Genomic DNA, 14,076 nt, shown 5'->3' with positions numbered 1-14,076 from the left:
TTGCTGGGGACGGGTCGGGGCAGGTCGGGGACGTACTTTTTGTTCCTTTGTGAGTGGGCGATCCGGGTGGTGGGGGCCGCTGAGCGGCGCGTGGGACGTCGACCGCGGCGCCGATCAGCGCTGTCCGCGGTGCGGCATGCGGTCAGTCACGCACAGGTCGCCGATGGCGGTTCACCTCGACGAACCACGTGGTCACGCGGCCGACGGTACAAAACTAATGTCTATATGTCCATAGCTTTCACCGCAGCGGCACCGACTTTCGTCGCGTTCGGACGAAAGTTGGTATGGCCGCTGAAATTGGCCGCAGACCGACCTCTTCGGCTCCCCGCCAGTCGGTGCCGAGTGGCCAGCGGCGAGGTGGGGCCGGAGCCTGATCAGCGGCGTCGCCAGTGGATCGGTAGGCGCTTCACACCGCGCTGGAAGTTCGAGCGCAGGTACGCCGGTGGACCCGCGTACGTGATGCTGGTTGTGTTCGCAAGCAGGGCCTCGAACAGGGCGCGGAGCTGGCACCGGGCCAGGTGCGCGCCCAGGCAGAAGTGCGGTCCGTGGCCGAAGACCAGGTGCGGGTTCGGGTGGCGGGCGAGGTCGAGCCCGTCGGGCTCGGCGAAGACGCGTTCGTCCCGGTTGGCCGACGCGAACGAGACCACCACCTTGTCCCCGGCCTGAACTGGTACGCCGGCGACAGCGGTGTCCGTCGTGGCGGTGCGCCGGAACACCATCACCGGCGTCCACCAGCGCAACAGTTCGTCGACGGCGGTATCGAAGAGGGCCGGGTCCCGGCGTAGCCGCGCCATCTCGGCCGGATGCTCCAGCAGGGCGATCATCGCGCCGGGCAGGCCGTTGCGGATCGTCTCGTTGCCCGCCACGGCGAACAGCCAGAACATGTTCTCGAACTCGTCCACCGAGAGCCGGTCTTCCCCCTGCTGGGCCAGCAGGATGGACATGACGTCCGGTCCCGGGCTGCGGCGCTTCGACTCGGCCAGCAGGTGGGCGTACGCGTAGAGGTCGGCCATGCCGGCCCGGGTACGCGGATCCGGCATCCGGCCGTCGGCGTCCGGGGCCGGCCGGTGGCGCAGGGCCTCGCGGGCCGCGGCGGTGCCGGCCCGCGGATCGAACGCGGCTGACCCGGCATGGTCCGGATCCTGGAAGCCGATCACTCGGTTCGACCAGTCGTACAGCAGCCAGCGGTCGGGCTCCGGCATCCCGAGCACGTCCGCGAGCGTGAGCAGCGGCAGGTCGGCCGCGAGATCACGGGCGAAGTCGCAGGTCCCCTCGTCGGCGTCGCCCAACGTACGCTCGACGAGCGCCGCCGCGGTCGCACGGATCGACGCCTCCAGCGCGGCGACCGCGCGCGGAGTGAACGAGCGGGCGACGGGCCGGCGCAGCCGGCCGTGCTCCGGCGGGTCCATGTTCAGCATCATCCGCCGCACGTAACCGAGATCCTCCGGGGTGGCCGGGTCGCGGATCTGGGTGGCGCCGAGCCAGGAGGAGAAGAGCCGTGGCTGCTTGAGCACGTCTGTCACCTCGGCGTGCCGGAGCACCAGCCAGAAGCCCGGGCCGCCGGGTAGCCCGAGCAGCGGCGGCTCCTCGACCCACGCCACCGGGCCGGCCGCGCGCAGCGTGGCGAGCAGGTCGTACGGGACGCCGTCGACATAGGTGCGGGGGTCGACCAGGGGCGTCGGATCGACGGTCACTGCCCGAGAAAGTCCTCGAGCACCGTGGTCAACCGGACCGGCGTCTCGTACATCGCGTAGTGCCCCGCGTTGGCCAGCACCTCGAGCCGGGCGTTGGGATAGTGGCGCATCCAGGTCTCGCGCATTGTGTCGGCGCCCAGCGCCGGGTCGTGCTCGCCGACGACGGCGAGCGCCGGTACCGGATTGCCCTTCACCTCGTCGGTGAAGTCGGTCCGCGCCCAGGCGGTGAGGTAGGCGCCGAACGCCGCCGGCGTGCAGTGATCGAGGGAGAACCGGACCATCTCGTCCAGCCAGCGGCCGGACAGCCGGTTGCCGGTGGTGAGGTCGATGATGGCGCGCCGGTTGTCCGGGTTGGCGGCCGCGCCGTCGAACAGCGCCCAGCTCTGCAAATCGAAGGGCACCCCACCGGCCGGGACCGGGCTGATGCCGACGAGGCGTTCCACCCGGCCGGGGGCGTCGGCGAGCACCCGCTGGGCGGCGATGCCGCCCATGGAGTGCCCGACCACGGAGAAGGTGTCCCAGCCGAGGGAGTCGGCGAGGTCCAGGGCGTCGCGGGAGATCTCGGCGATGGTGTGCTCGCCCGCGACCGCCGTGCGCGTGCCGTATCCCCGGTAGTCCAGGAATGCCCAGGTGAAACGTTCGGCGTCGATCAACTCGGGTAGCCAGCCCCAGCCCTGCGCCGACCCGAACCACCCGTGCAGCGCCAGCACCTTGTGCGGGCCGTGACCGACCGGACCGGCGTCGGACTCACCGACGCTGCTGTGGCTGATCGTCATGACGGCGGCCCCTTCCGCTGTGCGGAGCACTGCGACGAACGACCGGAACCCGGCCTGGGTGAACGCTGGCGAGGTGACAGCGACCGTAGTCTGCGGGGGGACCGAACGAAAGTGCAGTCGCGATCGTGACAGACCGGGCGTCATGGTCACCCGCTGCTGAACCCGGCCTCGGCAATATCGACTGTCGGGTTGCCTACACTCGGCGAGGAGGGTAGGCAGGAATCCCACCTACGCGATCGGGGAGAACACATGAGACCTCGAGCCCTCATCACCACGACCATCGCGCTGGGCGCGCTGGTGGCCGGGATCGCGGTTCCCGCCCAGGCGAAGCCGGCCGAGCCGCCCAAGGAGCCGGTGGCCGTCGGATACGGGGGCGCGGTGTCCACGGTGGACGCCACCGCCACGGCCGTCGGGCTGGACGTGCTGCGGCGCGGTGGCAACGCGGTCGACGCGGCGGTCGCCGCCGCCGCGACCCTCGGCGTCACCGAACCGTTCTCGGCCGGCATCGGCGGCGGTGGCTTCTTCGTCTACTACGACGCGAAGCGCGGCAAGGTGCACACCATCGACGGCCGCGAGGCGGCACCGGCGTCGATGAACGAAACCAGCTTCGTCAACCCGGCCACCGGGCAGCCGTACCGGTTCGACGAGGCCCGGATCAGCGGGCTGTCGGCCGGCGTTCCCGGCACCCTGCTGACCTGGCAGGACGCGTTGGACCGCTGGGGCACCCGGTCGCTTTCGCAGATGCTCAAGCCCGCCGCGCGGGTCGCCGAGGACGGCTTCCCCGTCGACGAGACCTTCGCCAGCCAGGTCGCCGCGAATCAGGCCGCGTTCGGGCAGTTCAGCTCGACCAGTGCGCTGTACCTGCCCGGCGGCCAGCCGCCGGCGGTCGGCAGCACGTTCCGCAACCCGGACCTCGCCGAGACGTACCGTCTGATCGCCAAGCGGGGCACCGACGTGTTCTACCGGGGCGAGGTCGGCCGCGACGTGGTCGCCACCGTGCAGCACCCGCCGGTGGCGGCGCAGCCGGTCGGGTCGTGGCCGTACCCGATCCGGCCGGCCGGGATGACCTCCGCCGACCTCGCCGCCTACCGCACCCGCTTCCCGGAGCCCACCCGGTCGGACTACCGCGGCTTCGAGGTGTACGGCATGTCCACCCCGTCGAGCGGCGGCACCGCGGTGGGGGAGGCGCTCAACATCCTCGAGCAGTTCGACCTGCGGTCGATGACCGCGACGCAGGCCATGCACCACTACCTGGAGGCCAGCGCGCTGGCGTTCGCCGACCGTAACCGCTACGTCGGCGACCACACCGGGCAGAGCGTGCTCCAGGAACTGCTCAGCGACGGGTTCGCCAAGGAACGCGCGTGCCAGATCGCTGCCTCGGCGGCGCTGCCCAAGCCGGTTGCACCCGGCGTCCCCGACGGCGCCTACGGCGGTTGCTCGGCGGCGGCGGTCGCCGACACCCGCGACGACCGTAAGAGCACCACCAACCTGACCGTGGCCGACCGGTGGGGCAACGTGGTGGAGTACACGCTGACCATCGAGGCGACCGGTGGCAACGGCATGGTGGTCCCCGGTCGGGGATTCCTGCTCAACAACGAGCTGACCGACTTCAACTTCGCGCCGACCCAGGGCACCGCGCCCGACCCGAACCTGCCCGCGCCGGGCAAGCGCCCCCGCAGCTCGATGTCGCCCACGATCGTGCTGGCCGACGGGCGGCCGTTCCTGGCTGTCGGTACGCCGGGCGGCGCGACGATCATCACCACTGTCCTGCAGATGCTGGTCAACCGGATCGACCTGGGGATGACCCTGCCGGAGGCGCTGGCGGCGCCGCGGGCGTCGCAGCGCAACGGCGCCAGCACTCAGGCGGAGCCGGCGTTCATCAGCGCGTACGCCAACGGCCTGCCCCCGGGGCACGCCTTCTCTTCCACCGAGGAGATCGGCGCCGCGACCGGTATCGAGTTCCTGACGGACGGCCGGCTGGTCGCCGCGGCCGAACCGGTACGCCGGGGCGGCGGCGCGGCAGCGGTGGTCGGCCGCTGGGCGAGCCACTGACGGTGTGCACGCCAGGACGGCTCAGGCAAACCGAGCCGTCCTGGCGTCGTCACTCGCGGGGACTCGCCTTAGCTGGCTGTTAAGTAACGGCGGAACTGGTTCTTCCGGCGGGCGGCACCGGGCAGACTGGGCCGATGCCCGCCGCCGCTCCGCCCGCTCCCCGGTTCCGCCGCCGTACCCAGACCCTCGTCGCGGTGGTCGTCTCGCTCGCCGTGGCGGTCGCGCTCGGCGCCTGGTCGCTGCATGGGCGGGTTGCCGGCGGCGGCGGTGCACCGGAGCAGGGCGATGCGGCTGCCGCCGGCACCCCGACCTGCGCCGGCCGGCCGGCGCGGGCACCCCGCGAGTTACGCGGCATGTGGATCACGACGGTCAACAACATCGACTGGCCGAGCCGACCCGGACTGCCCGCCGAAACGGTGCGGGCCGAGTTCCGAAGCTGGCTCGACCTGGCCGTGCGGCGCAACCACAACGCGGTGTTCGTGCACGTGCGGCCGAGCGGGGACGCGCTCTGGCCGTCCAGGTACGCGCCGTGGTCACAGTGGCTGACCGGGAGCCGCGACGGCCGTGACCCGGGCTGGGACCCGATGGAGTTCATGGTCGCCGAGGCGCACGCCCGCAACCTGGAGTTCCACGCCTGGTTCAACCCGTACCGGGGTGGGCAGCCGGCCACGGTCGGCGGGCCCGGCCCGCGGCTGGACCAGCTCGCGCCGGCCCATCCGCTGCGCCGACACCCCGATTGGGTGGTGACCTATCCCAGCGCTGGCCGGCCCGGCAGCCGCCTCTACTTCAACCCGGGTGTGCCGGAGGCGCGCAAGTTCGTCGAGGACTCGATGCTGGAGGCGGTGCAGCGGTACGACGTCGACGGGGTGCACTTCGACGATTTCTTCTACCCGTACCCGGAGGCCGGGCAGGACTTTCCGGACGGCGCGGCGTTCGCCCGCTACGGCCGGGGGTTCGCGGACAAGCACGACTGGCGCCGCGACAACGTGAACACGCTGGTCCGGGAGATGAGCGAGCGGATCAAGGCGATCAAGCCGTGGGTGAAGTTCGGCATCAGCCCGTTCGGTATCTGGCGTAACAAGCGCACCGACCCGGCCGGCTCGGCGACCGCCGGGTTGCAGAGCTACGACGACATCTATGCCGACACCCGACTGTGGGTACGGGAGCAGTGGCTGGACTACGTCGTGCCGCAGCTCTACTGGCACATCGGGTTCGGCAAGGCCGACTACGCCAAGCTGCTGCCGTGGTGGGCGGCAACGGTGCGGGGCACCCGGGTGCAGCTCTACATCGGCCAGGCCGACTACCGGGTGGGCGAGCGCGGCGCCTGGCGCGACCCGGCCGAGTTGGACCGCCAGCTCGCTCTCAACCGGCGGCACGGGGTGAACGGCAGTGTGCACTTCAGCGCCAAGCAGGTGCGCGCCGACAAACTCGGGGCGGTCAGCCGGTACAGCGAGGCGCACTACGCCGGCCCGGCGCTGGTGCCCACGATGGCGCAGCTACCGGCCGCGCCGCCGGCCGCGCCCGAGGTCACGGGCGTACGCCGGGCGGACGACGGGGTGGTGCTGACCTGGCGCGGGGACGGCGCGGCGAGCTTCGCCGTCTACCGGGTGGACGCCGAGGTGGCCCAACTCGTCGGCACTGCCCGTGGTGGCGGCTGGGTCGACCGCGCCGCCCCGGCCGGCCGCTCTCTGTCCTACTGCGTGTCGGGGCTGGATCGCAGCGGGAACGAGGGCCGGCTCAGCACGCCGGTGTCGGTCGCCGCGAGGTAGGGCATCAGGTGCGGCAGAATCGGGTCGGTGTGAACGGCCGGCCGGGTGGCGCGGTGGGCCGCCAGACCGGATTCAGCTGGATCGCCAGGGCGGGGGCGTGCCAGGCGTCCCCCAGTTGCTGGAGTGGGCCGAACTCGCGGCGGGGATGGTTGACGTTCGCGCCGGCGAGGAAGCTGATCAGCACGTCGTCGGCGCTCTTCCGGCCGATGATTCCCGCGTGGAAGGTCGGCACCTCGACCACCGGGATCTGGAGCTTCTGGCCGGGTGGGGCCTCGGCGGCGCTCACCGTCGGCAGGAAGGCGACGACGCGTACGCCCGGGATCGGGCACAGGATCTGGTAGCGGTAGAAGGTCGCCCCGTCCAGCAGTGAGCGGACGAACGGCTCGTCGGGTGTGCTGCCGGCCCGGTTGCCGATGGTCGTCACCTTGAACATCACCCGCAGCAGCCATCCCGCGGCCAGCCCCCAGCCGGTATTGGCCTCCGGCGGGGGATAGTAGGTCCGCCCGGCGCGGACCAGCGGGCTGAACATCGCCAGCGCCCGCACCGGAGAGTTGGGCCGGTCCCGCAGGTAGGTGCGGGCCACCATCGCCCCCTCGCTCCGCGCGATCAGCGCGATCGGCCGTCCGGTGCGCTGGTGGAGCATCTCGATCTGCGCGGCGAGCAGCTGTGAGCTGGACTCCAGCGACCGGTGGGTGGCGCTCGACCGGTACGGCCGCGGGCGGCCAGCTGAGTCCAGGCCGAGGTATGAGAACGGCTGCACGTTCGGATCCGCCGCGGATCGGCCGTCGTACGCCGAGTCGTGCCCGTCGAGCAGGATCACCGCGTAGGGCACCTGCGGCGGTAGCCGCTGGTTGAGGATCGGCGCCGTGACGGTGTTGGCCTGGTTGCGGGGCTGGGAGAGCACCTGCGACGCCAGCGGGACGGCCAGCGCCAGCACCATGACGATCGGTGCGACCGGCACCCGCGCCCAACGTATCCGCTTCTGCAGGACGGCCGCGTGCACCGTTTGCCGCCATAGCAGACCGTTGAGTGCGCCGGCGGCGATGGTGACAATGGGCGTCCACACCTCCGGGGTGCGCCACACCAGGCCGCCGAGAACGGTGATCACGACGAAGTCGAGTAGCGACCAGCCGACCAGTTCGATCGACGGCAATCCGCGCCACCACCCTGGGCCCACCGACATCCGCTGCAGGAAGGGGGCGAGCAGCAGCATCGGAATGAGGGCGGCGAACAGGAACCAGGACAGCGAGACCACCGACGCCGCGATCGCGTACGCGGCGAACGGTAGGACGAGGAACGCTCCGAACGCCGCTACCCCGACGTTGCGCAGCAGAAGCGCCCGGTACGGCGGCCGCGGCGCATGCGCCGGCCAGGCCAGGCTGACGATCGTCGCGGACAGCACTCCACGCAGCGCGATCAGACCCAGCAGGCCGGAGCCGAACATGAGCCAGGAGTTGTGGTAGACCAGCAGCCAGCGCATGTCGTGGTAGGAGTCGTACGGCCAGACCGCGGTGCTCTGCGGCGCCAGCCCCTCGGCCGGGATGAACCCGAGCAGCACCAGCACGACGACCTCAGCCAGCGGGACCGCCGCGGTGATCCCGAGCAGCGCCAGCAGCCGCCGGTGCATTGGTGGCACGGGATCCTCCTCCGGTACGTGCGGCTCTGCGTCGACTTTCCCCTGTTTGCCGGTTGCATAGGGCTGAACGATCAGATCGCTCGTCCGTCGCCCCGGCCGGCCGTTGCGGGTGCTTCCGAACGCCGCCGGCCCGTCGCCGGCCGAGAAACGGTCGGTGACGGGCCGGTGGGGATCTATGGGTGCCGCGGGAGCGCCCCGGGGCGAGGTGCGGCTACGGGGTCGCCAGTCCGAGGCTGATCGTCCTGGTCAGCGTGGCGTTGTCGTCGTCGCCGTCCAGCGACCAGACCATTGCTCCGGCCAGGCCGGCCCGGCGGATGTACCGCGTCTTCTGCAGCACGACCGCCGGATCGTCGTACGTCCAGAACGTCGTGCCGTCGAACAACCAGGCGTGCCCGGCGCGAACGTCGCGGTGAATGGTGAAGCCGTCGCCGGCCAGGGCCTTGAGCCGCCGGTAGTCCTCGTAGCCGGCCTCGAAGGTGGCCGGCGCGGGCCCGGCTGCGGGCTGGAACAGGCCGTTCCCGCCGCCGGTGACGCCGGTCCAGCCCCGGCCGTAGTACGGGATGCCGAGGACCAGCTTGTCACGTGGTGCACCGCGAGCGATCCAGGCGTCGATCGCCACCTCGGCGGAGAAGTCGGGGCTGTCGGGTGCTCCCGCCGGCACGCGCAGCGCCGACTGCTGGTTGGTCACCGCGTCCCAGGCGCCGTGGAAGTCGTATCCCTGCACGGTGGCGAAGTCCAGGTACTGGAAGATCTTGCGGCCCTCGTAGCCGGCGTCCATGGCCACCGGGTTGGCCGGCAGGAAGGCAGTCAGCTCGTAGTGCTTGCGGGTCTGCCGGCCGTACGCGTCCAGTTGCCGGCGGAACTCGCCGAGCAGCTTGGTGAAGTTCTGCCGGTCCTCCGGGCGGACCACGTTGCCCGGCTCACCCGGCCAGTTCGGCCACTCCCAGTCCAGGTCGATGCCGTCGAAGACGCCGGCGGCCGCGGCCGGGCCGCCGCTGCCACCGTCCAGGACCGGGAGGTTCCCCTTGAGGTAGAGGTCGATGCAGGAGGCGACGAACGCCCGGCGGGAGGCGTCGGTGCGGGCGGCGTTCGAGAAGTACGTCGACCAGCTCCAGCCGCCCAGCGAGATCATCACCTTCAGGTCGCGGTGCTTGGCCTTGAGCTTGGCCAGCTGGCCGAGGTTGCCGTTGAGCGGTTCGCCCCAGGCGTCGGCGACGCCGTCGACGCTCTCCTCCGCCGGGACGGGGCGCTGGTAGTCGGCCCAGGCGTCACCCTCGCCCGGCCCACCGTCCACGTAGCAGCGCCCGTCCTCGCTCACGTTGCCGAAGGCGTAGTTGACGTGGGTGAGGCGGCTCGCCGCCCCGGAGGTGTCCAGCTTCTTGACCGGGAAGGCCCGGCCGTAGATTCCCCACTGGGTGAAGTAGCCGACGCGGAGGTGGCCGGCCCGGCGGTTCGGGTTGTCCGGCGCGCTCGCGGCGGTCGCCGGGGTGGCGGTGACCAGCACGGTCGTCAGGGCGACGAGGGCGGTGAGGCGGCGGTGACGGAACGATCGCATGGGCACTCCGCGAGGGATGAGGCCAAATTAGTTAAGAGACCTTTCTGATTGACGAAGCTAAGCCGGCCACGATCGACGGTCAAGAGCCGACATGCGGGCAGATGGCCGAGGCCGCGAGCCGCTGCTGCCAGAGGTGAAGACCGGAGGCCGGCCGGAGAAGCATCGTTAAGGGTGCCCACACTGTCGGGCGCGAGTCCCGCGGTCAGAATGTGGCGATCGGGTTGACTGGGCTGCCGGACGTACCGGCGAAGCGGACCGGCGCGACTGCGAGGTGGAAGTCCCACTGGCCGAGCTCGGCAGCCGTCGTCGCGCACGCCTCCAGGTCGCAGTTGTCGAGCAGCCACAGACCCATCGCAACGAGGCTCACGGCGTGAACCGGCATCAACACGTCGTCGTACCCCGACGGCTGAACCTCCTGGGGGGTGTCAGCGCCGATCAGCGCGACCTCCCGTTCATGCAGCCACGGCAGGCAGGACGCGTGCCAGCCGGCCTGCGTGAAACCGCTGGCCGCACCGGCCTCGTGCCGGACGCGGCCATAGCCGGTCCGCAGGAGTACCGCATCGCCGGATCGCACCCGCACACCCTGGCGACGCTCCGCCTCCTCGAGATCCTCGGGAAACACACCCTGCTCCGGTTCCAGCCACGGCACATCGCGGACCCTCGCGATGTCCAGCAGGACACCACGCGTGATGATCCCGTTCGCCGCCGCCGTGACGGCCGCCCACGCCGACCCCGTTGCGGCGTCGACCAACGAGTGCGACCGCCCGTTGTACATCGTGCCGTCCCAGAAGATGTGGCACGGAGAGTCGATGTGGGTGAGGGTGTTGCCGTGGAACGTGATGCCGAGCCGCTCGGACGAAAAGCCCCAGCGCCGGTCGGCGTGGAAGGCGGGCACCGGCATGTTCTCGGCACCCGGCATGTCGGCGGCGCACGGGCACGTCGTCGTCGACCGCTCCATCTCTTCCGGTACGGCAACCTCCCATGCGCACGACACGCTCCTGCCGTGGCGCACGGCCCGCGCCGCCGCCAGCCGAACGTCGTCGGTGATGTGGTTCAGCGTGCCGAGCTCGTCGTCGTCGCCCCACCGTCCCCAGTTCGACAGCGTGTTGAAGTACCCGAACACGTCGTCCTGTGTGGGCAATGGTCGCCCTGCCGTCATCCCAGCATCGACTCCTCCGGTCACGCGGTTCGAGGCACCGCAGGCAGGGTATCCCGCCCTCTCCTCTGACATGCCAAGGCCCGCTGAACTGGCATGACACGAGATCAGCCGGGCAGCAGTCGGCCGATCAGGAGGTACGGTACGGCGCACATCTGTTGTGCTGTGGCACCTGTAGCCGTTGATATTGCGTGGAACGCTGTCAGGCGGCGCCGGCCGGGGCCGGCTCGACGATGACCACCTGGATGCCCTTGTCGCGGAACTTGGCCACCTCGTCGTCGGGCGCGGAGTCGTCTGTCACGAGGGTCCATCGGGGTGGCATGACCGCCCACGCGTGGAAGGGCGCCTGGCCCAGTTTGGCCCCGTGCACCAGGACGTAGACATGATCGGCGCGGCTCATCATGAGCTCCTTCAGCCGCGTCTGTTCGAGGTCCTTCTCGTTGATGCCCCGGTCGGCGCGTACGCCGTCGGCGCCCATGAAGGCGCGGTCGAACGACATCCGCTCCAGCGCCGACTCGGTGACCGGTCCGACGAAGCTCTGGCTCAGCGTCCGCAGTCGGCCCCCGAGGAGGACGACCTCGAGGTGCTCCGCCTCGGCCAGGACCTCCAGCGCGGTCAGGCCGATGGTGGAGACGGACAGGTTGGTGAACCCGGTGAGGATCTGGGCCAGGGCGGCCGTCGTCGACCCGGCGTCGAGCAGGACGCTCTCGCCGGGGACGATCTGCTCGGCCGCCCAGGCCGCGATCGCCCGTTTGGCGGCGTACGCCTCGCCGAGGCGCTGACGTAGTGAGGCCTCCGGGTGCGGCTCCAGGCTGAGGGCGCCGCCGTAGGTGCGGGCGAGTTTGCCCTGGGTGGTGAGCAGCGCGAGATCGCGCCGGATCGTGGAGGGGGTCACGCCCAGCTTGGCGGAGAGCTCCTCCACACTGGCCAGTCCGTTGGAAGCGGCCATCTGCACGATCTGGTCGCGTCGTTGCGACGATCTCTGCCTGCTCATGTCATGCGCACCTTATCCGAGGAGTCAACCGGCGACCGGCTGCGGCGCCATCTCGACGGCGAGCCGCAACGCCTCGATCATGGATCGGTGGTCGGCGATCCCCTTGCCGGCGATGTCGAACGCGGTGCCGTGGTCGACCGAGGTGCGGATGACGGGCAGGCCGACGGTGATGTTCACGCCCGCCTCCAGGCCCAGTACCTTCACCGGGCCGTGGCCCTGGTCGTGGTACATCGCCACCACCAGGTCGTGATCACCGCGTCCGGCGAGGAAGAAGAGCGTGTCCGCGGGCAGCGGGCCCTGCACGTCGATCCCGTCGGTCCGGCAGGCCTGGACGGCGGGGACGATCTTCGACTCCTCCTCGCCCCGGCCGAACAGGCCGTTCTCGCCGGCGTGCGGGTTGATGCCGCAGACTCCGATGCGGGGTGCGGGCACACCCGCGTCCACCATGGCCTGGTGACCACGCCGGATGGTCCGCTCCACCAACCCTGGCTCGATGCGCTCCACGGCGTCGATGAGGCCGATGTGGGTGGTCACGTGGATGACCTTCACCTTCGGCGTCGACAGCATCATCGACACCTCGGCGGTCCCGGTGAGCTGGGCGAGCAGTTCGGTGTGGCCGGGGAAGACGTGCCCGCCCGCGTGCAGCGCCTCCTTGTTCAGCGGGGCCGTGCAGATGGCCTGCACCTCGCCCGCCATCGCCAGCTCGCTCGCCACCCGCACGTAGTGGTACGCGGCGTCGCCGGCCACCGGCGACATCCGGCCGAACGGCAGGTCGGCCGGCAGCAGTCCCAGGTCGATGACGTTGATCCGGCCGGGGGTGAACTCGGCGTCGGTCACTCCGGTCACGGGGGCGATCTCCGGATCGAGCCCGACGATGCCGGCGGCCTGCCGTAGGCGGGCCGCGTCGCCGATGACGACGCACCGGGCTGTCGCCGAGACCTGGGGGTCGAGCAGCGCCCGCACGATGATCTCGGGGCCGATTCCGGCGCCGTCGCCCATGGTGACGGCGATGTAGGGACTGCTGGCCATCTCGGCTCCTTCAGGTCACGTGCTCGGACAGCACGATGCGGACGAGGTCGGTGAGGGAGGTGGGGCCGCCGAAGCTGCCCGGGCGGGTCACCACGACGCGCCCCGTGTCGGTATGCGAGAGCACGGCGCCTTCCCGCTCGGCGACGGGTCGCAGGCGCGCGACGCCGAGCCGGTCGAGGACCGCGCGGGCGGTCTCGCCGCCGGTGAGCACGAGGGCGCGTCCGTCCATGGTCGACGGTGCCACGGCCTCGGCGAGGGCGGTCGCCAGGCGCGTCGCGAGGTGGGGACGGATCTCGGCGCGGCCGTCGATGGTGACCGCCGCGCAGCGCGCGCCGTCCAGGCGGGCGGTCACCTGGTGGGCCGCGGCGGCCGGGTCGCTCAGCAGGGCCTCGGGGTCGAGGCGCAGCACGACGTCGGCCCGGCGGGCCAGCGCGGCGAGCTGAGTTCGAATGGTGGGGGCGGCGGTCCCGGCGACGACCAGCACCGCGCCGGCGGCCGGCAGAGCGTCGGTGGGGTCAGCGGCGGGGTCGGGATCCGGTGCCATGCCGCGGGCTGCCGCGGCGGCGAGCCCGGCGGAGCCGACCAGCAACGGCCGTTCGGTGGCCAGGCGCGCCGCGGCGCAGACGGTGTCGAGGTCGGCGTCGGTCGCGGCGTCGCAGACCGGTACGAGCCCGGCCGCGATCGCCGCCGCCAGGGAGCGGGCCAGGTTCTGGGGGCCGCCGCGTACGACGGTGAGGGGCACCGTGCGGGTCGGCAGGGGCGCGAGCGCCGCGGCGAGGTCGCGCGGGGCGGGTCGTTCTTCGGCGTGCCAGAGGCCGGTTTCGTGCAGCGGGACGCCGCGGACGTGCAGCACGCCGTCGACCACGATCCGCCCGGCGCCGGGAAGTGCGGTGGCGACGACCGGGGTGGCACCGAGGGCGGCGTGCAGGGCCGCCACCTCGGCGGCGAGGTTGCCGCGGAGCAGGGAGTCCACCTTCTTCAGGACGGTTCCGCCCGGCTGCCCGGTGAGCAGTGACTTGATCCGGTCGGCTGCGTCGGTCGGGTGCAGGGCCCGGGTGGCGGTGTCGACCGCCACGACGCGCGGCGGGGTGACGGTGTCCGCTGGCCCGCAGGGTGGAGGTTCGTGGCCGAGGAGCACCGAGATGCGCGTTGTGCGCAACAGGAAGGTGGCGGCGGCTTCGGCGGCTCCACTCAGGTCGTCGGCCACGACGGTCAGCTCCGGCATTCCCTCACCTCCCCTTGAATGCGCCTGCGAACTGCTCTTTCGATCCAGAGTCGCGGCATCCCGCGCGTGGGCTCGGCCGGGGGACCGGCCGCCGGCTCGGATGCATTCAGCGACGCGAAAGACGCTAGCGGCATTGCGCAGAACGCGCAACTGTGCCATCGTGGCCCCACCACCAGTGGCGTCCGTCACA

10 protein-coding genes are annotated in these 14,076 nt (G+C 71.5%); 2 read left to right on the top strand and 8 right to left on the bottom strand.

Translation table 11 applies throughout. The features are described 5' to 3' along the window. Positions 1 to 374: 374 nt before the first annotated feature. Entirely contained in the window at positions 375 to 1,694 is a 1,320-nt protein-coding gene (locus ACGF4F_RS13280; RefSeq protein WP_393077327.1) for a cytochrome P450, read from the bottom strand. Then, on the bottom strand, positions 1,691 to 2,470 hold the full coding sequence (locus ACGF4F_RS13275) for an alpha/beta fold hydrolase (protein ID WP_393077324.1): 780 nt from the start codon (positions 2,468 to 2,470) through the stop codon (positions 1,691 to 1,693). The genes ACGF4F_RS13280 and ACGF4F_RS13275 overlap by 4 nt, the downstream gene beginning before the upstream one ends. A gap of 249 nt (positions 2,471 to 2,719) precedes the next feature. On the opposite strand from ACGF4F_RS13275, the gene ggt reads away from it, so the two are divergent. Together ggt and ACGF4F_RS13265 are read left to right on the top strand one after the other, a co-directional pair. Beyond that, positions 2,720 to 4,522, top strand: coding sequence for a gamma-glutamyltransferase (gene ggt / locus ACGF4F_RS13270; RefSeq protein WP_357443628.1), 1,803 nt, complete (start codon positions 2,720 to 2,722; stop codon positions 4,520 to 4,522). Between the two features lie 134 nt (positions 4,523 to 4,656). Then, positions 4,657 to 6,291: a glycoside hydrolase family 10 protein gene (locus ACGF4F_RS13265; protein ID WP_393077320.1), complete on the top strand. Its 1,635-nt coding sequence runs from the start codon at positions 4,657 to 4,659 to the stop codon at positions 6,289 to 6,291. A gap of 4 nt (positions 6,292 to 6,295) precedes the next feature. Here ACGF4F_RS13265 and ACGF4F_RS13260 read toward each other — a convergent pair whose 3' ends face one another. From ACGF4F_RS13260 to ACGF4F_RS13235, 6 genes are all read right to left on the bottom strand, one after another. Continuing rightward, positions 6,296 to 7,927, bottom strand: coding sequence for a hypothetical protein (locus ACGF4F_RS13260; protein WP_393077317.1), 1,632 nt, complete (start codon positions 7,925 to 7,927; stop codon positions 6,296 to 6,298). A 211-nt stretch (positions 7,928 to 8,138) separates the two neighbouring features. Then, the gene (locus ACGF4F_RS13255; protein WP_357443624.1) at positions 8,139 to 9,482 is read right to left on the bottom strand and encodes a glycoside hydrolase family 18 protein; all 1,344 of its coding nucleotides are present in this window, start codon (positions 9,480 to 9,482) and stop codon (positions 8,139 to 8,141) included. A 202-nt stretch (positions 9,483 to 9,684) separates the two neighbouring features. After that, the gene (locus tag ACGF4F_RS13250) at positions 9,685 to 10,605 is read right to left on the bottom strand and encodes a cyclase family protein (protein WP_393077314.1); all 921 of its coding nucleotides are present in this window, start codon (positions 10,603 to 10,605) and stop codon (positions 9,685 to 9,687) included. A gap of 235 nt (positions 10,606 to 10,840) precedes the next feature. Then, positions 10,841 to 11,632 (bottom strand): DeoR/GlpR family DNA-binding transcription regulator, encoded by a 792-nt coding sequence (locus ACGF4F_RS13245; protein ID WP_357443620.1) that lies wholly within the window; start codon positions 11,630 to 11,632, stop codon positions 10,841 to 10,843. A gap of 24 nt (positions 11,633 to 11,656) precedes the next feature. Then, entirely contained in the window at positions 11,657 to 12,661 is a 1,005-nt protein-coding gene (gene pdxA / locus ACGF4F_RS13240) for a 4-hydroxythreonine-4-phosphate dehydrogenase PdxA (RefSeq protein ID WP_357443618.1), read from the bottom strand. Between the two features lie 10 nt (positions 12,662 to 12,671). Then, complete coding sequence (locus tag ACGF4F_RS13235) at positions 12,672 to 13,886, bottom strand: four-carbon acid sugar kinase family protein (protein ID WP_357443616.1); 1,215 nt, start codon at positions 13,884 to 13,886, stop codon at positions 12,672 to 12,674. Positions 13,887 to 14,076: the final 190 nt, after the last annotated feature.

Origin of the sequence: Micromonospora sp. NPDC047740 (assembly GCF_043204735.1) — a bacterium.
GTDB lineage: Bacteria > Actinomycetota > Actinomycetes > Mycobacteriales > Micromonosporaceae > Micromonospora.
The sequence above is the reverse complement of the archived record's forward strand: the minus strand, read 5'-3'. Positions and strand labels throughout refer to the sequence as shown.